Origin of the sequence: Vibrio maerlii, from assembly GCF_003415655.1 — a bacterium.
GTDB classification, from domain to species: Bacteria; Pseudomonadota; Gammaproteobacteria; order Enterobacterales; family Vibrionaceae; genus Vibrio; species Vibrio maerlii.
The window spans coordinates 109,850-132,484 of sequence record NZ_QRHC01000007.1 but is presented as its reverse complement, the minus strand read 5'-3'; the positions used below and the strand labels follow the sequence as shown (position 1 = coordinate 132,484).

The 22,635-nt window shown below is 45.7% G+C and carries 21 protein-coding genes; 16 read left to right on the top strand and 5 right to left on the bottom strand.

Features of this window, described 5'->3' with window-relative positions:
• Window positions 1-23: 23 nt before the first annotated feature.
• From DPF91_RS13640 to DPF91_RS13605, 8 genes are all read left to right on the top strand, one after another.
• The gene (locus DPF91_RS13640; protein WP_117234983.1) at window positions 24-1,100 is read left to right on the top strand and encodes a BMP family ABC transporter substrate-binding protein; all 1,077 of its coding nucleotides are present in this window, start codon (window positions 24-26) and stop codon (window positions 1,098-1,100) included.
• A 106-nt stretch (window positions 1,101-1,206) separates the two neighbouring features.
• Window positions 1,207-2,619 (top strand): xanthine dehydrogenase small subunit, encoded by a 1,413-nt coding sequence (xdhA, locus tag DPF91_RS13635; protein ID WP_117234982.1) that lies wholly within the window; start codon window positions 1,207-1,209, stop codon window positions 2,617-2,619.
• Window positions 2,612-5,083 carry a xanthine dehydrogenase molybdopterin binding subunit gene (gene xdhB / locus DPF91_RS13630; protein WP_117234981.1) on the top strand — a complete coding sequence of 824 codons (2,472 nt, stop codon included), beginning with the start codon at window positions 2,612-2,614 and terminating at the stop codon, window positions 5,081-5,083. The genes xdhA and xdhB overlap by 8 nt, the downstream gene beginning before the upstream one ends.
• A complete protein-coding gene (xdhC, locus tag DPF91_RS13625; RefSeq protein ID WP_117234980.1) occupies window positions 5,076-6,050 on the top strand; it encodes a xanthine dehydrogenase accessory protein XdhC in 975 nt (324 codons plus the stop codon). Before xdhB ends, xdhC begins: the two co-directional genes overlap by 8 nt.
• Window positions 6,047-6,526, top strand: coding sequence for a 2-oxo-4-hydroxy-4-carboxy-5-ureidoimidazoline decarboxylase (locus DPF91_RS13620; protein WP_117234979.1), 480 nt, complete (start codon window positions 6,047-6,049; stop codon window positions 6,524-6,526). The genes xdhC and DPF91_RS13620 overlap by 4 nt, the downstream gene beginning before the upstream one ends.
• Window positions 6,523-6,858: a hydroxyisourate hydrolase gene (gene uraH, locus DPF91_RS13615; RefSeq protein WP_117234978.1), complete on the top strand. Its 336-nt coding sequence runs from the start codon at window positions 6,523-6,525 to the stop codon at window positions 6,856-6,858. The genes DPF91_RS13620 and uraH overlap by 4 nt, the downstream gene beginning before the upstream one ends.
• 1 nt (window position 6,859) lies before the next feature.
• Entirely contained in the window at window positions 6,860-8,227 is a 1,368-nt protein-coding gene (gene guaD, locus DPF91_RS13610; RefSeq protein WP_117234977.1) for a guanine deaminase, read from the top strand.
• Window positions 8,173-9,405, top strand: a complete 1,233-nt coding sequence (locus DPF91_RS13605; protein ID WP_117234976.1) for a urate hydroxylase PuuD — start codon at window positions 8,173-8,175, stop codon at window positions 9,403-9,405. The genes guaD and DPF91_RS13605 overlap by 55 nt, the downstream gene beginning before the upstream one ends.
• 112 nt (window positions 9,406-9,517) lie before the next feature.
• Here DPF91_RS13605 and DPF91_RS13600 read toward each other — a convergent pair whose 3' ends face one another.
• Together DPF91_RS13600 and DPF91_RS13595 are read right to left on the bottom strand one after the other, a co-directional pair.
• Window positions 9,518-10,498: an isopenicillin N synthase family dioxygenase gene (locus DPF91_RS13600; protein WP_117234975.1), complete on the bottom strand. Its 981-nt coding sequence runs from the start codon at window positions 10,496-10,498 to the stop codon at window positions 9,518-9,520.
• A 98-nt stretch (window positions 10,499-10,596) separates the two neighbouring features.
• A complete protein-coding gene (locus DPF91_RS13595; RefSeq protein ID WP_117234974.1) occupies window positions 10,597-11,943 on the bottom strand; it encodes an amidohydrolase family protein in 1,347 nt (448 codons plus the stop codon).
• 505 nt (window positions 11,944-12,448) lie between these two features.
• Between DPF91_RS13595 and DPF91_RS13590 the strand changes: the two genes are divergently transcribed.
• The 5 genes from DPF91_RS13590 to DPF91_RS13570 all read left to right on the top strand — a co-directional run bounded on the left by DPF91_RS13590 (window position 12,449) and on the right by DPF91_RS13570 (window position 16,622).
• Window positions 12,449-13,435, top strand: coding sequence for an ABC transporter substrate-binding protein (locus DPF91_RS13590; RefSeq protein ID WP_117234973.1), 987 nt, complete (start codon window positions 12,449-12,451; stop codon window positions 13,433-13,435).
• The gene (locus DPF91_RS13585) at window positions 13,435-14,253 is read left to right on the top strand and encodes an ABC transporter ATP-binding protein (protein ID WP_117234972.1); all 819 of its coding nucleotides are present in this window, start codon (window positions 13,435-13,437) and stop codon (window positions 14,251-14,253) included. Before DPF91_RS13590 ends, DPF91_RS13585 begins: the two co-directional genes overlap by 1 nt.
• 8 nt (window positions 14,254-14,261) lie before the next feature.
• The gene (locus DPF91_RS13580; RefSeq protein WP_117234971.1) at window positions 14,262-15,017 is read left to right on the top strand and encodes an ABC transporter permease; all 756 of its coding nucleotides are present in this window, start codon (window positions 14,262-14,264) and stop codon (window positions 15,015-15,017) included.
• Window positions 15,018-15,099: 82 nt separating this feature from the next.
• On the top strand, window positions 15,100-16,077 hold the full coding sequence (locus tag DPF91_RS13575; RefSeq protein WP_117234970.1) for an isopenicillin N synthase family dioxygenase: 978 nt from the start codon (window positions 15,100-15,102) through the stop codon (window positions 16,075-16,077).
• Between the two features lie 38 nt (window positions 16,078-16,115).
• Entirely contained in the window at window positions 16,116-16,622 is a 507-nt protein-coding gene (locus tag DPF91_RS13570) for a nucleoside deaminase (protein ID WP_117234969.1), read from the top strand.
• A 317-nt stretch (window positions 16,623-16,939) separates the two neighbouring features.
• On the opposite strand, the gene DPF91_RS13565 is transcribed toward DPF91_RS13570, so the two are convergent.
• The gene (locus tag DPF91_RS13565; protein ID WP_117234968.1) at window positions 16,940-17,527 is read right to left on the bottom strand and encodes an NAD(P)H-dependent oxidoreductase; all 588 of its coding nucleotides are present in this window, start codon (window positions 17,525-17,527) and stop codon (window positions 16,940-16,942) included.
• A gap of 128 nt (window positions 17,528-17,655) precedes the next feature.
• On the opposite strand from DPF91_RS13565, the gene DPF91_RS13560 reads away from it, so the two are divergent.
• Complete coding sequence (locus DPF91_RS13560) at window positions 17,656-18,573, top strand: LysR family transcriptional regulator (protein ID WP_117234967.1); 918 nt, start codon at window positions 17,656-17,658, stop codon at window positions 18,571-18,573.
• Window positions 18,574-18,670: 97 nt separating this feature from the next.
• Here the strand turns inward: DPF91_RS13560 and DPF91_RS13555 are convergent, their stop codons facing one another.
• On the bottom strand, window positions 18,671-19,561 hold the full coding sequence (locus DPF91_RS13555) for a LysR family transcriptional regulator (protein WP_206355570.1): 891 nt from the start codon (window positions 19,559-19,561) through the stop codon (window positions 18,671-18,673).
• Between the two features lie 97 nt (window positions 19,562-19,658).
• Here DPF91_RS13555 and DPF91_RS13550 point away from each other — a divergent pair, with 97 nt between their 5' ends.
• Entirely contained in the window at window positions 19,659-20,525 is an 867-nt protein-coding gene (locus tag DPF91_RS13550) for an MBL fold metallo-hydrolase (protein WP_117234966.1), read from the top strand.
• A gap of 37 nt (window positions 20,526-20,562) precedes the next feature.
• Entirely contained in the window at window positions 20,563-21,228 is a 666-nt protein-coding gene (gene grxB, locus DPF91_RS13545) for a glutaredoxin 2 (RefSeq protein ID WP_117234965.1), read from the top strand.
• A 219-nt stretch (window positions 21,229-21,447) separates the two neighbouring features.
• Here grxB and DPF91_RS13540 read toward each other — a convergent pair whose 3' ends face one another.
• Window positions 21,448-22,629, bottom strand: a complete 1,182-nt coding sequence (locus DPF91_RS13540; protein WP_117234964.1) for a glycoside hydrolase family 26 protein — start codon at window positions 22,627-22,629, stop codon at window positions 21,448-21,450.
• Window positions 22,630-22,635: the final 6 nt, after the last annotated feature.

Genomic DNA, 22,635 nt, shown 5'->3' with positions numbered 1-22,635 from the left:
AAATAGTGAAGATGGAGAAACTCATGAAGCTAAAACCTTGGATTAAGGCAACTGCCTTATCACTCTCAACCTTAGTCACCTCTTCTGTATTAGCAGAAGAACCACTAAAAGTCGGTTTCGTTTATGTTGGCCCTGTAGGCGACCATGGATGGAGTTACGAACATGACCAAGGTCGACAAGATCTCGAGAGTCATTTTGGCGATAAGGTTGAAACCACCTTCGTCGAAAATGTACCTGAAGGGGCAGATGCTGAACGAGTGATCACACAGCTTGCGAAGTCAGGCCACGATCTGATCTTTACTACCTCTTTTGGCTTCATGAACCCGACAATAAAAGCCGCAAAACGTTTTCCTAAAGTAAAGTTTGAACATGCTACTGGCTACAAACGTGGGGGTAATGTATCGACTTACACATTACGTACTTACGAAGGTCGTTATGTATCGGGTGTTGCGGCTGGCATGGCAACCAAATCGAATACTATTGGCTACATCGCCTCTTTCCCTATTCCTGAAGTCATTCGAGATATCAACTCGGTTTACCTTGGCGCAAAAAGCGTTAACCCAGACGTTAAAATTAAAATTGTTTGGGTAAATACCTGGTACGACCCAGGCAAAGAATCGGATGCAGCAAACGCACTTATGGACCAAGGCGCGGATATTATTGTTCAACACACTGATAGCCCGGCTCCGCTCATCGCCGCCGAAAAGCGCGGCGTAATGGGTATTGGCCAAGCATCAGACATGAGTCAATTTGCGCCTAAATCGCACATGTTCTCAGTGCGTGATGTCTGGGCTCCACATTACATTCGTAGCGCTCAAGAAGTGATGGACGACAGTTGGGCTCCAGAGGATTTCTGGGGCGGCTTCGAAGACGATATTTTACAGATCGTGTCTATTAACCCAGCACTGCCTGATGAAATGAAAGAAGCCATCAAATCGACGCACGCAAAGATTAAATCAGGTGAGTTCCATCCATTTACCGGTCCGATGAAAGATAACAGCGGTAAAGAAGTTATTGCTGCGGGTTACACCCTAACAGATGAAGAGCTTACAGCCGTAAACTGGTATGTAGAAGGCATAGACGCTTCAATTCCAAACTAAATCTCCACGCCCACTGCATGTTGCTTGACCTCATGCGTGGGCTTTTTTATTAGCCATAAACCTGACCAATTAGACAGGTTTATAATCCTCCACGACAAGGAACGTTATGTTAGAAGTGATGATCAATGACAGCGTTGTGCAAATCGACTATGCCGCAGCTGACACCATGTTGCTCAATTATCTAAGGGAAGATCAAGGCTTAGTGGGAAGCAAAGAAGGCTGTGCTAGTGGTGATTGTGGTGCCTGCACCGTAGTAATGGTCGATATCGATGCCGATGAACAGCTGTGCTATAGGCAGATCAACGCTTGTATCACCCCTCTAAATGCCTTGCATGGCAAGCAGATAATCACGGTTGAACAACTCAGTAAACACGGTGAGCTTCACCCTGTCCAACAGGCGGTGGTTGACCAGCATGGGACCCAATGTGGTTTTTGTACGCCCGGTGTGGTTATGTCTCTTTATGCGCTTTCAAAGCAATCGACTCCACCCACAAACCCAACCGACTATCTTGCTGGCAACTTATGCCGATGCACGGGATATGGCCCATTGATCGAAGCCGCAAAACAAGTGGCGGGCGTAGAGTATTTCGATCCAGCGCAAACTAATGAATCGAGTGTGAAGCAGTGGATCAAAGAAAGTGATTCACAGCAAACACTACACTATGCAAAACCAAGTACACGACAAGAATTGGCAGAAGCTAAAACTCGCATGCCTTCGGCGAAGTTAATCGCTGGCGGTACTGATGTTGCACTTGAAGTCACTCAGCAGTTAAAAAGTATCAAGCAGATTATCGATATATCTGAAGTCGATGAGCTCACAACCATCAGCGAAACCAAATCGGGATGGCGAGTGGGTGCTTCCGTTCCACTCTATGAAGTTCATCAGCTAATGCGTGAACACTTCCCAAGCACAGATGAGATCTTTGAACGTTTAGGAAGCCTCACCATTCGTCACCGCGCCACCATGGGGGGAAGTTTGGGCCATGCTTCCCCCATCGGAGATATCGCCCCGCTACTCATTAGCTTGAACGCAAAGATAGAAGTCGACGACGGAGCGGAAAAGCGCCTCTATTCTCCAGAGGATTACATTACAGGCTATCGTGAGACCGTGCTCAAACCAGAACAATGGATTAGTGCCGTCCTTCTACCTAAGCTCGCCCCACAACAACGCCACGCTATTTACAAGATCAGCAAACGCTTTGAAGACGACATTTCAACGGTGGTCCTGGCTATTAACCTCACCACAGACGGCGACAATCGAATTAAGCGCTGCATTTTGTCTGCAGGTGGTATCGCCGCTAAATCAATAAGGCTACGTGAACTGGAACGTCTGATGATCGGCCGTCCATTTACTCAGCTTCTCGTTCATAAGATCAAAGCCTGTGTTCCCGATGTCATCAACCCTTTATCAGACGTGAGAGGCAGTGCTGAGTATCGCGTGGCCCTGATCCAAAACTTGCTGCAGCGCTTCTATTTAGAATGCAACAGCATCAACACAAGGTTGGTCTCTCATGCGTAAATTAACCACGATTAAACATACTACAGGTGAACAAACCAACGTCGATTTCAAAGTGGTTGGCCGCTCTCATAAACATGAAAGCGCCGACAATCAAGTCGCAGGAAGCGCACTATTTATTGATGACCAGCCTACAACCGTTGGATGTTTACATGCCTCCGTAATCATGAGCGACGTTGCCAGCGGTGAGATAGAGAGCCTAGATCTTAGCCAGGTCGAGAACACTTATGGTGTCGTGAAAGTCATACGCTATGAAGATATCCCTGGTGAGCGCGACATAGGCCCTATTTTCAAAGGGGATCCGCTGTTCAGCGACGGAACAATCAAATACCACAGCCAACCAATCGCACTTGTGATCGCTAAAAGTCATCGTCAAGCTTGGCAGGCAGCGTCACAGGCCAAAGTTACCTACAAAGCCACAGCAGCGACAACCAAGTATGAACAAGCGAAGACGGAACCTCACATTCTCCCATCGAATCAGTTCGGTCAGCCGCAATCCCAGCCCTGCTCAGAAACTGACATTGTCGTCGAAGGCGATTTATCCGTGGGCGGACAAGAACACTTTTACCTGGAAGGTCAAATCAGCCTCGCTGAGCCCACTGAAGAAGGGGGTATTTTTGTTCGCAGTTCAACCCAGCACCCAACTGAAGTGCAGACTCTGGTCGCTGAAGTACTTGATATACCGTTCAATAAGGTCACTGTTGATATGCGTCGAATGGGTGGCGGCTTTGGGGGGAAGGAATCTCAAGCTGCACCATGGGCGTGTCTTGCAGCACTTGGTGCATTTTACACAGGTAAAGCGGTAAAGATGCGTTTACCCCGCTCCGTTGACATGCAAGCGACCGGAAAGAGACACCCGTTTAACAATCACTACCAGTTAGTTGCTGATTCAAATGGCGTGCTAAAAACGACGAACATTGAAGTAAACGGCTTGTGCGGCCACTCGGCAGACTTATCTGGCGCTATTGTGGATCGAGCAATGTTCCATAGCGACAACGCCTACTATCTCGGTGACGCCTTTATTAAGGGAAACCGCCTAAAAACGGATACGGTAAGTCACACGGCATATCGTGGATTTGGTGGTCCACAAGGTATGTTAACCATTGAGAATGCAATGCAGGCCCTGAGTATTAAAGCCGATATGGATGCACTCGATGTGAGGTTAAACAACCTCTACCGAGAAGGTAAAGACACAACACCTTACGGCATGCAAGTTGAGCAAACTGACACCCTAAAAGCCGTCATTGAACAACTTGCAGATAGCGCTGACTACCGTGAGCGCAGACTCCAAATCAAGCAGTGGAACAAGCAAAACCCGGTGCTCAAAAAAGGGCTCGCGTTGACGCCAGTTAAGTTTGGTATTTCATTCACCGCCACTCACCTTAATCAAGCTGGTGCTCTTGTCCATGTTTATACCGATGGCAGCATCCAAGTCTCACATGGCGGAACGGAAATGGGCCAAGGTTTGCATACTAAGGTTGCACAGATTGTCGCGCAAACTTTTAGCGTACCAATGGACTTGGTGCTAGTCACCTCAACCCGAACAGACAAAGTCCCGAACAGCTCTCCCACTGCAGCTTCTTCAGGCGCCGATCTCAATGGCATGGCTGCGCACAATGCTGCAACCACCATTCGGGAGCGTCTGCTCGAATTCGCGATGGAGCACTATCAGTGCGAGCAAACACCAACAATCACAAACGGGACCGTGACGTTCAATGGTGTGTACGAAGGGAAAAGCGGAGAGCACCACATCAGTTGGGCAGAACTGGTTCAACAAGCCTACCTAGCTCGAGTCTCTCTTTCGTGCAGCGGCTTCTACAAAACACCCAAAATCTGGTTCGATATGGAGAAATCACAGGGACGACCATTCTTCTATTTCTCCATTGGCGCCGCTTGTTCAGAAGTCACCATCGATACTCTCACGGGTGAAATGACATTAGACCGAGTCGACATCCTCCATGACGTTGGTAACAGTCTCAACCCCGCCATAGATACCGGTCAAATCGAAGGCGCGTTTATGCAAGGGTTAGGTTGGCTCACCAATGAAGAATTGGTTTGGAACGACGATGGCGTGCTGCTAAGCAACAGTCCGATGAACTATAAGATCCCAACCATTGGTGACTATCCGAAAGAGATGAACATTGCCCTGTTTGATATGGCAAACCCTGAACATAGCATCTACCGTTCAAAAGCCGTTGGTGAACCCCCTTTTATGCATGCCATTAGTGCTTGGTGTGCCATCAATGACGCGATCGCCTCAATTAGTGAGCACAAACAGCATGTTGAGCTCGATGCTCCAGCGACAGGCGAGCGAATTTTAAAAGCATGCCAGCAACAATATCAACAGATTGGTTACACACGCGTCGACACGCTCGGTTCAAAGGCAAAAGTGAATCAATTTAAGCCTTTAGAACCTCATTACTTTTCGAGCAAAAAAACAAGCCCAGAGGTGAACGAACATGACTGAACATTCCCACTCTTTATATATACCTCTGTTGGACGCTCTCACCGACAATACGATGAAAAACTACCCAAAGAACAGTGTTAGGCACAGTAACTGGCTTGAAGGTGCTCGCCATTATCAACAAACGGGTCAACCGTACGTAATTGCGACCATCATCGCTGAAGTCGGTTCTACGCCAAGAGATACGGGGGCAAAGATGGTCATCGGCCTAGATGAACAATTTGATACTTTAGGTGGTGGCAACCTTGAATTTCAGGTCATTAAGAAAGCACGTCAGTCAATCAACGAAGGTGCGAATGGAGCTAGCGTCGAGCGTTTCTCCCTCGCCTCCGATCTAGGTCAATGTTGTGGCGGTGCAGCTCAAGTATTGATGGAGTTTATGCAAACTGAGCTTCCTCAGTTGGTGGTATTTGGTGCCGGGCATGTGTGCCAAGCGTTAGTTAAAATCATCTCCGACCTTCCATGTCGTTTAACCGTTATCGATAGTCGACGAGAGTGGCTCACTCCACTGCAAGACCAAGGCATTCAAACTCAACTCATCACCAACGTTGAAGAGTGTATCGCATCACTGGATTCCCGCAGCCACTTAGTCATCATGACCCATGACCACAGTTTAGATTTTGAGCTAACTGAGCGTGCGTTAGAGCGCAACTGTTTTCCTTTCATTGGCCTTATTGGTTCTATGGGGAAAAAACAGCGATTTAGCTTTCGACTTAAGGAGCAACTTTCCGACCCTCAACTGATTGAACAACTCACCTGCCCGATCGGGCTCCCTGAAGTTGGCGGTAAATTACCCATGCAAGTTGCGGTATCCATTGCCGCGCAACTCATCCCCATGTTTACCAAACATGGCGAATCTCTTCCAGCTTCAAACGTATCCGGCTGTGGCAATGAACAGCGCAGGGACAATGAACAGCGTTGGGACAATGCGAATTCACTGCGAAAAACCCTTGCGGAGGTAACACGATGAGCCAATACACCCTTAATCGTGCGCAATTGGCTCAGATATGCAGTAGCCAGGTTTGGCAACGCTCTATGGAGCTAAGCGCGCCGTTCGAGAACCAGAAAGCTCTGCGTGATGCCGCTAACAAGGCGTTCGATCTTTTGGAGGAGCATGACTGGTTAGAAGCGTTTGCTGGCCACCCGATGATTGGCGACCTATCCACGCTTCAAGCGAAATATGCCCAAGCAAAAGAGCTCAGTAAAGAGGAGCAATCTTCAGTCCAACACGCGAGCCAAGACACACTAGTTGCGCTGCTAGAGCTTAATCAGCAATACGTTAAAACATTTGGATTTATTTTTATCGTCTGCGCCACGAACAAAAGTGCAGATGAAATGCTGAGGCTTCTCAAGAGCAGACTCACCAATTCACGAAATACCGAATTACTCAACGCAGCAAAAGAGCAGCGCGCGATCAGTTCAATACGCATGGAGGCCTACGTATGAGCACACTCAGTTGCCACGTTCTAGACACAACCCTTGGGGTGCCGGCAAGGGGCATTTCAGTTTCACTCTATTTGACGAACGATTTAATGCACGGAACAAGGCCTATCGCAACAGCGGTAACAGATGAGGACGGCCGCGCTGCATTTGACCAAGAAATAGAGTTAGGAGGTGATTACTCGCTCAGATTTAACAGCGAGGATTACTGCCAGCAAAGCTTTGGCACCGTGTTTTTCCCGTTCATCGACGTGCACTTTCGAGCATCAGACGAACGGCATTACCACGTTCCGGTGCTGATGTCTGCGCACTCCTACACCACGTATCGAGGAAGTTAATATGCCAAGACAAGTTCACCGAGGCAGTATCCTCCACTTTCCAAAAACAACGTCTTCTCCAGCCGATAACTATCAGTATTTTAGCGATGGTGTGCTGGTGACTGAAAATGGAAAAATCACCCACTTAGGAGAAGCTCAAGACTTCTTTAAACTGCCCGCAAACCAGCAGCTACTGAACTATGGCGGTGTCGAACTGCACAAAGGGCTGCTGATTCCAGGAATGATAGACAGCCATGTTCATTTCCCTCAAGTAGAGATGATTGCCAGCTTTGGTAAACAATTGCTTGATTGGCTCAATGAGTACACCTTCCCGACTGAAATGCAGTTTGAAAACCAAGCCTACGCCAACGCGCAAGCTGAGTTTTTCTTGGGTCAATTGATGGAACATGGCACCACCACTGCCAGTGTATTCGCCACTGTCCACCCTCAATCTGTTGATGCATTCTTTAGTGCTGCAGAAGCCATTAACGCACGCATGATTTGTGGCAAAGTGATGATGGATAGATTCTGTCCTGAAGCGCTACAAGATTCCCCAGAACAGGGCTATAGAGACAGTAAAGCATTGATAGAAAAGTGGCATAACAATGGCCGTGCCAGCTATGCCATCACCCCTCGATTTGCGCCAACCAGTACACCGCAACAATTGGCTATGGCTGGCAAGCTCGCCAACGAACATCCAGACACCTTTATTCAAACGCACCTTAGCGAAAACCTAGGTGAAGTCGAGTGGATAAAGGAGCTTTATCCTGAGCACCCTGATTACTTAGGGGTTTACGAAGCAAATGACTTGGTGCGCGATCGAGCCTTGTTTGGTCATGCGATCCACCTTAACGATAGAGAATACCGAGCACTGAGTACTTCTGGAGCGAGTATCAGCTTTTGCCCATCTTCAAACCTTTTCTTGGGCAGTGGTCTGTTTAATTACGATAGAGCCAAAACAGAAGGAATAGACGTGTCCATCGCCAGCGACGTGGGCGCGGGCACGAGCTTGAGCCTATTTGCCAATCAAGCCGACGCTTACAAAATCTGTCAGCTGCAAAACAGCAGCTTAGACCCATTTGAATCTCTTTATTTATGTACCCAAGGGGCAGCAAAGGCCATGGGACTCGATCATCTTGTCGGCAATCTAAATCCTGGCAGTGAAGCCGATTTTGTCGAACTGAATTTTATGGCATCACCCATGCTGCAGCAGCGATTACTTCGCTGTAAAAGCCTGCGTGAACAACTCTTCGCCATCACAACTCTGAGCGATGATCGCATTATTGAACGCACCTATTTGTGCGGTAACTTAGTATACAAAAAAGGAAGTAAAGTATGTGGCCTCAACTCTACGAATGGATTGCGTTATTTATCAAATGGTTCCATGTAATCTGTGGAGTCGCATGGATAGGAGCCAGTTTCTATTTCACATGGCTAGATAACAGCCTCGATACACCACCGAAATGGAAGAAAGACAAAGGTATAAAAGGAGATCTCTGGGCGGTTCACGGTGGTGGGTTCTATGAGGTTGCCAAATACCAAGTGGGGCCAGAGCAAATGCCTGAAAAGCTCCACTGGTTTAAATGGGAAGCCTATACGACTTGGCTAACCGGTACCGCGCTATTGATATGGATGTACTATTTCAATGCTCAGGCGTATCTCATCGATCCTCGAATCATGGAACTCACAAGCATCCAAGCAGTTGGAATTGGTCTCGGTGGCGTGCTAGCGGGTGTGATTTGTTATGAACTCTTGCTCCGCTCGCCTTTGTCCTCATCAAAATCGCTATTCATTGCGGCGATGATATTGACTGGGGCGCTATTCTTCTATGGGTTTACACAAGTGTTCAGCGGACGCGGTGCATTTATCCATATGGGTGTGCTCATTGGTAGCATCATGGTCTTCAATGTATTCCACAAAATCATTCCCGGCCAACGAAAAATGGTGGCGCAAGTCGCGGCGGGAGAACAGGTCGACCCTGCTCCTGGGCTGGAGGGTAAACGCCGTTCAATCCACAACAATTACTTTACTCTCCCTGTTATTTTCCTAATGATCAGCAACCATTATCCGATGATTTATCAGCATCAACATAATTGGTTGGTCGCCCTTTTCATCATGTTGATTAGTGCTTGGATCAGACACTATTTCAATCTAAAACATGCAGGTAAAACTCAGCCTTGGGTACTGGCGAGTGGCTCAGCTATGATGTTAGCGCTTGCGGTTGTGGTCAGTTGGCCAACAGCGAAAAATAGCATTGAGGAGAGCGTTCCTGTCGCTAGCGACAGCTCACCGAATCAATCTCAACCAAACATGGCCACCAGCCAACATCAAGCCGAAGTCATGACCATTATTCAAGAGCGATGCAGCAGTTGTCACAGTCAAAATCCAACGGATGACGTATTTACCGTTGCTCCAGCAGGGGCCGCCTTTGATGATTGGCGAGATATTGAACGTTGGTCAGCAAGAATCGTCGCTCGCACAGTAGAAAGTGCGGATATGCCATTCATGAATAAGACGGGGATGACTGAAGGTGAACGAGCTATGGTGAAAGAGTTGCTTAAGCCGTAGCTCTCAATGATGAGCATATTTAAAAATCCCCCTTTAGCACTCGCTAGAGGGGGATTCTTATTTATACGCCTATTTAGTTTATACGCCTGCTCTGTTTATGTGCCTACTTGGTTTAGACGCCTATGGTACTTTCAGCCTCTTGAGATTCCGGGCTTCGATATTCATACGTGTCAGAAAATCTAGATAGAATCCAATCTCCTGCAGTTATTGGTGGATAGCGGGTTTCTTCGTCTAACGCTAAGCAGGAGTCGAGGGTTTTAACCACGGTGTCGAAGTCGGGCTCGACAAAAAATGGCATAGAAAAGCGAGTTACGCCTTGGGTCGGGCTCGTCACACGGTGCGCGGTCGATTTGTAGCGATCGTTTGTCCATCGCTGCATCAAATCTCCAATATTAACCACAAAGCTGTTCTCTACAGGAGGGGCATCTACCCATTCGCCATCGACCCCTTGCACCTGGAGACCACCTGTTTGGTCTTGGTATAGCAAGGTGATACAACCATAATCCGTGTGCGCCCCTGCTCCATTACTCATGGATTCCTGTGGTGGATAATGAATAAAACGCAAGACACTTATTGGAAGATTAAAGCTCTGGGTAAAAAAGTCTTCGGGCTGCTTCAGAGCAATCGCCATCGCTTTGAGGATTCTTAAACCAACTTGCATGGTCAGTTCGTAGTGTTGGTGAACTAAGGAGACAAAGCCCTCAAGGTTGGGATATTGGTTGGGTCCATAGAGATCGGGGCAACGAGAAACTTGAGGATGATAAGGGCTCAGATCTAACGCCATGTCAAACGTCTCTTTGAAGTCCTTAGGTCCGTTCGGGTCAAGTTGTTCTGCACTCACTTGACCCCAACCTCTGTGATTTGCTGAATGCTGGATATTGATCTTCTGTTTTTCTTGTTCACTTAATGCGAAGAACTGGCTTGCCATCGCTTCAACACTTGCAAATTGCTGCTCAGGAATACCGTGACCGGTAACATAAAAGAATCCAGTATCACGACAGGCCTTATCAATAGCCTCAACGACATCCTGCCATTGAGTTGTATCTGGGTTTGCGAGCGCTGATATATCAATTATCGGTAAATTTGCGTTCATATTACTTTCCTACATTAGTCCATTTATGGGAGTAATTACTTCTGTTTCTGTGGTTTTATGCTGTTGTACTTGAGTGCTTCTCTACTGTTGATTGAGCACTAAATGGTCGCCATAAAGCGAGCCATCTCTTGGCGCAAATCAGAGATAAGTTGATGGATGTCGACAACGGTACTCTCTTGCTTAGCGATGACCGGGCGTCCTTGAATAAAACTATACTCAACGGTCGCTGGCTCTCCGCATAGAACAGGAGCCCATTCGGGAGAGTGAACCATAGCCATACGAGGTGAATCGATACGATATAGAACCAAATCAGCGGCATACCCAACTTCAATTCGACCACTTTTGAATCCCAGTAAATCGGCACCATGCTTTGAACCCCAATCCATAACTTGGTTGAGTTTTATTGCATCGGCTCCATGCTGAGAACGATGCAGTAACCAAGCTAAATTGAGTTCTTGCAACATAGAGCCTGATTCAGAAGAGGCTGAACCATCCACGCCCATCGTGACCTTGATACCCGTCGAATCCATATCTAAAGCTTCTGCGATGCCGCTTCCTAGCCTGCAATTCGAGGTGGGACAGTGTGAAATAGAAGTATTAGATTCTGCTAATAATGCTCTCGCATGTTTGTCCGTATGAACCATGTGTGCGAACCACACATCCTCACCCAGCCAATCACAACTCGCGGCGTATTCAACGGCGCTCATCCCATACTTGCTTTGAGATTGCTCTTCGTCAAAATTCACTTCCAATAAGTGAGAGTGCATTTTTAATTGATGCTGGCGGGCAAACTGAGCAAACTCTTTGAGATGCGCGGGTTCACAGGAATGTATCAAGCTGGTTGGAGCCATACATACTCGACTCATAGATAGAGGGTCGGGGTCATGAAAATTTAAGCTTCGCTCAATCCTTTGCATCACTAGCTCGGGTGTTTCTGGCTCAAGCTGCATACTCTGCACACCTTTGTGACTGCCAAGGCTTGTCGCGCTTCCTCGACACAACATGAACCTCATACCCATATCTCGCGCAGCACACCAAAGCGCTCCCTCAATTTCGGGGGTAGATTGATAATGGTAGAGATAATGATGGTCGGCACAGGTCGTTGCACCTGAAAACTGGAGTTCATATAAACCAAGCTTGGCTGCAAGGTACATCAACCTCGGTGAGATTTTTGGCCAGAAACGGTACGGAACAGCGGCTAACCATTCTCCTAACCCTTTATTCAACCCTTCTGGAACACCTTTTAAAACCGATTGTGCTAAGTGATGGTGAGTATTCACTAGGCCGGGATAGATGACACAACCGCGAGCATCTATAAGTTCATCACCCTGTATGGGTAAGTCTTGCCCAAGTTCAGAAATGACACCTTCACGAATTCTGATATCACCTTTATAAACCGTGTCGTTCAGCAAAATAGATTCTGAATTTTTTATAACGTATCCCATCAATTACTCCTTAACATCATGAGCAATGTCCCGGAATAAATCCTGACCGCTTCTACTCCTTAATTTTCGTTTTCTCTGGGTATGCAGCAAAAACCGCGCCGTTAGTAAAACTGTCATTGTTTTTTACTTCCTTTCCTTATAACGACTCTTTCAAGCCTAGAAACACGCCAAAACACAACATTAACAATCAAGCAACCGTCGCACGCTTTTTGTGCACTACTTCCCCAATTTAAATCAAATGCCCCTAAATCAATCAGCCCGGTTGAATTTTAATACCCTGTACGATTTCCCATTGATATCAGGTTGACAAAGGGATGTAACAACGATGTTGCATATCTGGCACGCGACTTGCGTTAATGACAATAGTGACAATCGTAAGATGAACCGAAAGAGATTCAGACTATTAGAAAAACAGACATGTAAAGTCATTAGCCAGAGTAGAAGCGTTTATCTAGCCATCCAGGCTGATAGAGACATTGCTCGTAAACATCTAAAAGGACCTAGTATGCTTAAAACGCTCAGCTCAACATTGCTTCTCACCAGCCTTAGCTTCACCGCTCTTGCTGCCGATAAGGTTAATTTCCAACTTGATTGGTTACCTGGCGGTGATAAAGCCCCAGTTTATGTCGGTATCGATAAAGGGATCTTCGCGAAATACGATTTAGAAGTCAGCATTAACCAAGGGAGAGGCTCAACCGAAGCCATTACCAAACTCGCAACGGGGATTTCTGATGTCGGTGCAGCGGATATTTCAGCTTTGCTCGTTGCGAAAGCCAGCAGCGATGTCCCTGTTTCTGCAGTCTATTCAGTATTTAGCCAAGCACCTCACGCGTTTTTTGTTGTGGATGATGGCACTATCACTTCAATCGAAGATATTAAAGGAAAGCGTGTCGCGACCTCACCTTTTACATCCTCAAACCTTTACCTTCCAATCGTTTTAAACCAAAGCGGGTTATCTGAAAAAGACATTAAACTCACTAAAGCGGATCCTGGCGCTTTAGGCCCAATGCTAGCCACCGGAAATACTGATGTTTTGATCTCATGGGTTACCAGTACAGAAGCTCTGAAAAGCCAGGCTAAACAAGCTGGGAAAACACTTAAAGTTATGCATTGGCACGAAGCGGGGCTAGAGCAATACGCGACCACATTATTAGCTAATGATCGCTTCTTAGCCGAGCGCCCTGAGGTTGCCAAACGCTTTATCAAAGCCTTTGGGGAGGCCATTGAATACACCTGGGCAAACCCGGTTGAAAGCGCAAAGTCTATTAACAAAATGGTTCCTGAGGTGGATGTGAAAGTCGCTACAGATACCATTACGTCAATTCACAGCCTAGTCTATAACCCGATCAGTGAAGCCTCTACATTAGGTCAGTTCGACTCTAAGCACCTAGCATCAACATGGAAATGGACATCCGCAGCTCAAGGCATTGATGAAGCGAGCTATGACCCTGAAAAAGCGATAAACCGCGCATTTTTACCGGAGATGGAATAATGGCTGCATTTGTTGAGTTTAAAGACGTATCACATACCTATGTGACAGACCAAGGCAAACAAGTACCTGCATTAAAGAACGTTAACTTCTCTATTGAAAAGAATCAGTTTATTGCAGTCGTCGGCCCATCCGGCTGCGGCAAGTCAACACTGCTTAGGTTACTATCAGGTTTAATTCCAGCTTCCGAAGGAGACGTATCGGCCTTTGGTCACCAAATTACCGAGCCGCGAGACGATATTGGTATCGTGTTTCAAAAACCGACGTTACTACCCTGGTTAAGCATCTTAGATAACGTTTTGTTTCCACTGAAACACAAATTCAATTTCGTTGGGGATAAAGATCGAAAGCGCGCGGAAGAGCTGATTAAAATGGTCGGTCTACAAGATTTTTTATCACAACGACCGGATGAACTATCTGGAGGGATGCAACAGCGTATCGGCATTGCACGAGCGCTACTGTTAGATCCCGATATTCTCATTATGGATGAGCCTTTTTCTGCGCTGGATGCGCTTACTCGTGAAGAGATGGGGTTTGAGCTACAACGGATTTGGCAGGAAAAACCCAAAACGGTTCTGTTCATTACCCACTCAATTTCTGAGGCGGTGTTACTTGCAGATAAGGTGTTAGTGATGAGTGAAAGGCCAGGAACGATAGCCGAAGAGATGAATATCGAGCTACCAAGGCCAAGAAACATCGACACCATTCAACATCCAGTGTTTGCCGATTACACCGCTCGTATACGCAAATATATCTATAAACCTCAATCGAATGCTGTTGAGAAACCATCAGCTAAGACTGTACTCAAAACCGTAGCGTAGAGGTGAATATGACTAAAACATACAAACGCTATTTGCCTATCCTGACGCTGTCGATGATTTTACCTTTGTGGGAGCTGATCTGTTTTGTGGGCTCGATTCCCGCGTACATACTGCCTGCCCCCTCTGACATAGTCGAAGCCTTTACCGCGGTGGATACATCACGTTGGTTAAATCACCTTTGGGCGACCCTGTATGTTGCGATCGTTGGGTTCATGATCTCTGTTGTTGTCAGTATCCCAATTGCGATTCTCATGGTTCGCTCTGAGTATCTTAACAAAACCATTTATCCGATGTTGGTGGTGATTCAATCCACTCCCGTTGTGGCTATCGCACCACTGTTGATAGTCATTCTTGGAACCGGTGATGCTCCGCGACTCGCCATAACCTTTTTGATTACCTTCTTCCCTCTTGTTGTTGCAGCAACAACGGGTATGCAGGCGACACCAAAAGAGCTGATCGAACTGTCGAAATCGTTAAGAGCAAAACCGAGTCGAGAGATTTGGCAAATCAGATTGCCTTATGCCATCCCTTACATTTTTAGCGGCCTCAAAGTCGCCATAACACTCGCCATAATAGGAGCGGTCATTGCAGAGTTTGTCGCAGCAGAAGAAGGACTCGGTTACTTCATTCAGTTCTCGACTTCTTTCTTTAAGATTCCACAAGCATTCGCTTCTTTATTTGTACTTTCAGTCATCAGCTTGATCTTGTTCCACAGCATTAAACTGATTCAAAAAAGCTTTTTCAGTTGGAGCTTAGATCGCTAAACACATGTAACTAAAACCCGGAGTAGAAGCGGCAAATCTTTACGATTGGCATTGCTCCATTACGACACTTAATGGAGAAAATATGACTTACGTATTGGATGAACTTAATCTTGAATCCACCATTGGCCAACAAGGTGAGATCGATAATCAACGAACAATTCCCGTTATCGATCTCTCCGATTTCAACAACCGAAGAGAGGAGATAAAGGAAGCGTTGTGGCAAGCTGCCACGCAGGTTGGATTCTTTCAAGTGAGCCATCACTCTATCCCACTCGAACTGATACAGCGAGTGTTTGGACAATCAGCTCAATTTTTTTCACTGCCTAAACAAGAAAAGAGTAATGTCGCTCTATTGGATGGTCAAAATGCCGGTTGGGAGTATAAAAACCAAGTGCGTCCATCAACAAAAACGGCAGATCAAAAAGAGTCTTACCAGGTGACTTTGCCCAAAATGACTAATTTGTGGCCAAATGCTCAGCAACTTCCCTGTTTCAAATCAGATGTTTTGCAGCTAGAACTCCAAGCATGGGAGCTCGGTATGTCGATACTCTCCTGCTTTGCTGAAAAGCTTGGATTCCCGAGTGACTTTTTTACCAATGCACACGATCGAACTTCAGAAACCTATCAATCTACACTGCGTTTACTGCACTACTTGCCGCTAGCGGAGACGTATCAACCCCAACCTGGCGTCTGGCGTGCAGGTGCACATTCTGATTTCGATTGCCTCACTATGGTGTTTCAACGAAAAGGCGAAGATGGGCTGCAAGCCTGTCCTGGGAAAGAGGCACAAAACGGACAAGCATGGACTGATGTACCTGCCGCGGAGCATGTCATCACCTGCAATATCGGTGATATGTTGATGCGTTGGAGTGATGATCAACTTAAATCGACACTCCACCGTGTACAAATGCCACAAACCGCAGGGGCTCATAAAGCTCGCTACAGCATGGCTTTCTTCTGCCAAGCGAATAAAGACCAACTGATTCAAGGCAAGCTAGGTAAATATGATCCCATTACCGCCGAAGATTACTTAAAGCATAGGCTGAGTGCCAATTTCTAAAACCGCCGATAAGACATTTATATTGAAAAGGACGTTATATGAGCGCTAGCCAATTAGATATCGCAATGCTGAAAAAAACCATTGCAATTACAGAAGACATAGCCGAAAAAGGCATTCACCCATTTGCCGCTTTATTAGTTGATAAACATGGCAATGTTTTAATGGAACAAGTGAACGCATACCTACCCGACCATGATATGACGGGTCACGCAGAGCGTGTTTTGATGACACGAGCCAGCAAAACATGGAGCCCTGATTTTTTGTCGGAATGCACTATGTACGTTTCAGCGGAACCCTGCTGTATGTGCGCGGGGGCTGCATATTGGGCGGGCATAGGACGAGTGGTATACGCCTGTTCTGAACATAGGTTAAAACAGATAACAGGTAATCACCCTGAGAACCCTACTCTCGATTTACCTTGTCGCACCGTCTTCGAGTCTGGGCAAAGAGAAGTCGAGGTTATTGGTCCACTACTCGAAGAAGAAGCCGCAAAAGTACATTTGACGTTTTGGAGCAATCAACAGGTAGCAACAGAAATGGCGTAGCGTCTAATTTACTCGTAGAAGTATTGGTGTTGCGCCACTTAAACAGGAGGCGCAACTCCCCTCCCCCTTGCTCACCGACAGGGCTTGGTATGCCTGAAACTCAGTATATTGTTTAAGGACTGGTCAACATGGGGCTACCATGTCTTCTCACTGAATTAAGCAACAAAGCCGTTGCAATGTCGTAAATAGTGAGTTTTTTCATTGGATTACTTCTAAGGTCGAACTACCAATGTACGTTAAGGGGAAATCCGTGTTTTGCCAAGAAAAAAAGGCAACCATGTCATACCATGATTGCCTTTTCTTTCGATATCGAGTGCTTACGCCACGCTAGCGCCACCTGATACTTCAACTTTTGGCTCACGAATTGCCTTAATTAGACGTGTTGCGTGCTCTTTAGCGTGGGCTTGAACTTCATCGAGTTCATTGTACACATCTGGGATATAGATCATGCCGTGAGTATAAACCGGTGGCTGATAATCCATTCCTGCTAAGTAAGCCGTTTGCTGAATTGGGTACAGCAGCTGTTCTATTGTGAAGTGGTTGTAGCCAAGTGGGCTGTATGCCTGTTCTGGGCCACCAACGGTGAATGATAGGATCAATTGCTTACCTTTCAGTTTGTCGCCCTCAGGGCCGTAAGCGAAGTTAAATGTAAACACATCATCAACCCATTTCTTCATTAGGGCTGGGAACGAGTACCAGTAGTAAGGAAATTGGAAGACGATAGTATCCGCCGCTTGAAGAGCTTGCTGCTCAGCTTCCACATTAATGTTGAAGTCTGGGTATAACGTATCTAGACGACGAATATCCGCGTCTGGGAATGTAGTGCCAAGCTCCTCAAGAATCACGCTATTAGTGTATGACTTGTCTAGATCTGGGTGGCCTGAAATAACAACAATCTTGCTCATTTTCTCTTCCTCGGTTTGGAAACTTTAATTTATGTTTGTAGTTTACTGACCATGACTGTTAAGTTATAGGCCATACAAATCTAATCAAGCGTTAGTTAAAAATTAACACCAATGTAGGCCCTAGTAGGATGAAGAATTTAAAAGGCATTACGCTCAGCCAGCTCACTATATTCCAAACCATTGTTCAAACCGGCAGCATTCGAGGTGCAGCAAGAAAGCTTGAACTCACTCCGCCCTCTGTTAGTAACTCTCTTAAACAACTCGAGTCTACCTTGGGACTTCCGCTGTTTCTGCGTGACTCAAGAAAACTGGAGTTAACTGAGGCGGGTCATTTACTTAGCGAGCGCTCAAGTGGTGCATTAACGGCGTTAGATTATGCGATTGAGAGTATTAAAGACTTAGGCGAACAACCATCAGGCAAAGTAAGCATTACCCTGCCGCGCTTTGTGTACCAGTCGTTCTTCCGAAAGATTTACCCTGAGTTTTGTCAACGTTACCCAGAAGTTCAGCTAGAAGTACACATATCCGATGCGACACTCGATATCGTTAAAGATGGCCACGACATCGGCATCCGTTTTGGTGACAAAGTAGAGCAGGGCATGGTTGCCCGGCAGTTAACAACGCCGACACAAGAAGCGCTCTTTGCCTCTCCTGACTATATTGCTGAATATGGCACACCGCGAACTCCTACAGAATTACAAGAGCATCGATTAATCCAATATCGCTTTCAAGGCTCAAACAAGACCATGGCGATGAAGCTAAAACAAGGTGAACAAGATATTGCCGTAGCGATGCCTGTGTCATTAATTGTGAATGATACTGATGCGATGGTAGACGCCGCTGAAAATGGGCTGGGCATTGGACGAATTATTGCACCGTTGGTACGTGAGCAATTATCGAATGGGAAACTTATCCCAATCCTTGAAGAACATTGGCAACCTTACCCCGGCTTCTATTTGTACTTTCCACAACATAGTCAAAAGGCACGTCGCATTAGAGTGTTGGTTGACTTCTTAGTAGAGAAAAGCGAACGTTTGGAAATATGAACTAGCTCGTTTTGGGGCAAAGACGTTTTTGCTAACGATGCTCCTCAGCTCACGATATAAGTTGCTTCAGAGTAAACTCATGCAGCCCTCGCACACGTTAACCCTTAAACCAATCTTTTAGAAAATCTAGAAATACTTTCAATCGGTAAGGTAAGTGTTTGCGAGTTGGGTAGATGGCGTAAACCCCGACCTCAGGGAAATCTGAAATGCCTTCTAATAGAATTAGCTTCTCTTGTTCTACATATTTATGGCAAAACATGGTTGGCACCATCGCAATGCCCATATCAGCCATAAGTGCCTCGAAAAGAGAGCTGGTATTCGAAACAGTGAGGGCCCAAGCCTGACGATAGCTAATCCGTTGACCGTCTTTTTCTAAATTCCAACTGCTTCCGTAGCGGCTAGACCCCATTTGGATACAACGATGGGACTGTAAAGCTTGAATATCCTCTGGTATACCATACTCCCCAATATAACGGGGTGACGCATAAAGCCCTAAAGAGGTTTGGCTCAGTTTTACAGCCACATGCGAAGAGTCCTGCATATCAAACGAGAGGCGGAATGCGAGGTCAATATCCTCATCAATCAAGTTAACTGGCGAATTATTTAAGCTCAAATCAAAGTGAATGTCTGGGTAGCTCTTTTGAAATTTTGCTATCGCATGAATTAGAAACTGCCTTCCCAGCTCATCAGGCGCAGACAGCCTTATTAGCCCTGATGGGTTATCTTGATGCTCTTGAGTTAGTGAGTGTTCTAAATGCTCGACTTGCTCTAACAGTTGCTTCGCGCCATCGTAATATGATTTCCCTGCATGAGTCAGTTGCATACTGCGAGTTGTTCGCTGAAAAAGAACCAGTCCTAGATTATCTTCTAATGCGGAAATTCTTCTTCCAACTATCGCTGGAGTTACTCCGATTGCCTTTGCAGCCTTAGCAAAGTTGCCCTTCTCAACAACACTGCAAAGCAATTCCATATCTCTGAATTTATCCATTGTATACTTTTGGTATCTTATTAAGTTACTTTTAGTCTAATTGTTTACCTTAGTTGATCAAATTAATCTTTGCGTATACCAAATCGCGGAGAAAAACATGAAATTATCAACAGCAGTAACATTAGCTTTAACCACTCTAGCAGTCAGTCATAGCGCACTTGCTGAGTCTAACTTTAACCCTGCCCAACCTGTACTTACTGAGCTTAAAGATGGCGTGTATCAGTACTCTCAATTTTTCTATAACAGCCTAGTGGTTGTGACTGACGAGGGGGTAATTATTACCGACCCATCGAATGAAATTCGCGCGAAAGCCATGCGTAAAGAAATCGCTAAAGTGACCGACCAACCCGTTAAGACCGTTATCTACTCACATGATCATTTCGACCATTCTCGTGGCGGAAAAATCTTTAAAGATGAGGGGGCGAAATTTGTTGCGCAAGAAAAATGTACCGAGTTAATGAGCCGAGATCTTGAAGACAAAGTGATTCAACCGGATGACACCTACAAAGACAAAATGAGCATCACTATGGGTGGAAAACAGATCGATCTGCATTATTACGGGCCAAATGATGGCGACTGTATGAGCATCATCCATATGCCAAAAGATAAGGTACTTGTGGCGGTTGATTGGCACTTACCACAATACGTTAATGAACCATATCGCCTAAATGACCACGATTCTGTCAGCATTTTGAATACATTTAAACGTGTCGATGCCGAGCTAGATTTTGATACCGTGATCAGTGGCCATGCGCCTGTTTCATCACCAGAAGCATTCAAAGAAGACATGCGATTCTATCAAGCACTATTTAATGCGGTTTGGGAAGGCATGCAGCAAGGAAAAACAACAGAACAACTTAAAGTAGAGATTAGTCTGCCAGAGTTTAGTCATTGGCGCGGCTACAAAGAGAACCTTCCTGCTCATATTGAACGTATGTCTTACGCAATTTGGCACGGTAAGTAACCCATAACACACCTTCAACAATATTTGGAAACCGACAATGAAATTACATATCTTTGATAGCTGCCCATTCTGTACTCGAGTGAAGTTCTTTGCAGATGTTAAGGGGATTGACCTACCGACTCAATATGCTGCCCTTGGTGTTATTCCTATCAGTGTGCAGAGTCAGATCGCTAAGTTTGTTGTGCCAATCTTAGAAATGGAACAAGACGGCATAACTAAAGCGATGGTGGAAAGTGTGGAGATTATTAAGTTTCTCGATACACAGCAACCTTTGCTACAGAGCTACCAAGTTTCTGATGTTATTGAGGCAAGGCTAGCTGCAATGAAACCAATCACGGCTAAGTTGGTATACCCTCGTATGCCACAGCTATCACTACCAGAGCTTTCTGACCCTGAAGCGTTAAAGTTGTTTGTTGATACTCGACCAAACGTATTGGGTATGAGCTTAGAAGAAGCGTTGGATAATACTGAAGGCGTTGTATCATTGATGCTTGAGCAGTTAGAGCAACTGAGCCAAGAGCTGGACATCGCGAGTTATTTAAGTCGTGATCGTGAGATTAACATGGATGACATTGCTGCATTTTCAGAGTTAAGAAACCTAACCATGGTTGCGGAGTTAAGTTTTCCGAAGCAATTAAAGCACTACTTTGAAACTTTAAGCACCTTGACGAGTTTACAGAGCTACCCAAGAATATCGAAATAATGATTAGGTCACTTTATGGTTTCATAAAGTGACCTTAAATTGTTTTGGGGCAAAGGTGATTTAGGCAACTAAGAAGGATTTATTCCTAGTTGCCAGTATGGAAAGGCGCAAATACTTGTTAGCTACTTTATCCGGAACAGTGAAAAAGTAGCTAATATAACCTGCTATTAGGTGACAAGATTGTAGAATTAAACTAACAGGCTCTAAGAGTTCGATACATTAGTGCTCTAGTTTGTACATTTCTGGAATATCGTTCAGAAAAACTGTGCTTGGATTTGCATGAAATGCCTTGAAATCGTTGGCGCTGTGTTCCTCAGGATAAGGACCGAAATAGTGCCCTTTCTTACCCAGTTTCTCGTTATTGTTCCTCCAAACCAAAGCGTACGAAATTCGAGAGGTCTTTTCATTTGCAAAAATGCCTGCAGCAAAACGTTCTGTCCAAAATTTCGAATCGAAAATCCCTTCCTGTCCACCTTCGGATAACGCTGATACTTTCCCTTTTTTCTCGGCTAGATCAGTCAATTTCTCTAAACCGTCGATAAACATGGCCTGTTGCTCTTTGATCGAAAGCTCATTTGCCTTATGGCCGAGGTCCCAGTAATTATCGTAGCCGATGATATCAACGTAATCGTCTCCCGCATAACCGTATTGATATGAGGCTTCAAAATCTTCGATATCAAGACGCGAGCGATCTGGTGAAAATGCAAAGATAAGATTGTTTTGCTTCTTATCTATCAAGTAGTCAACGGTGAATTTCCACAAAGCAATATAGTCTTGCTCGGAAGTGTGGCCTTTACCCCACCAAAACCAATCCCCGTTATGCTCGTGCCAAGGTCTGAAAATAATCGGAACCCAAATTTCTTGACCATCGACCGTCACTTTTAGCGATTCATTGAAACTAATGTAAGAATCTAGGTAAGCCTTGAGATTGTCATGATGCTTCCCTCCCGGAATTAGCTCCTCTACATAGGACGTCTTAGCCCAAGAATGGTGTCCATCAATAGGGCTATAGATATGCCACGATATTGTGTTCACCCCTCCCTTTTGAAACATTGCTTTGATGTAATGCGAGTAATCGTCAAACTTGACACCATCAAGGTTTTTTTCGTTCCCAAGCCCAATAGCTCCAACATCAACACCAAACACTGCAGGATGGCTTCCTGTCACCAGTTTAACGTCAGAGTTTAAGGCTTCACTATCACCTTGCCCCCACCACTTAGCCCCATAAGCAAAGGCATCTTCGTGGCCGAACATAACCTTCTCTCCCAAAGCCTTCAAATTGGTATAGAGGGCTTTCGTTTCCGGTGTTGAATTCGGGTTGATTAGCTGACCAGCATGCAAACCACCTGATACAGATATAAATGCACCTACAACGCAAGCACGTCGAAGTAATCTATTCATGATTAA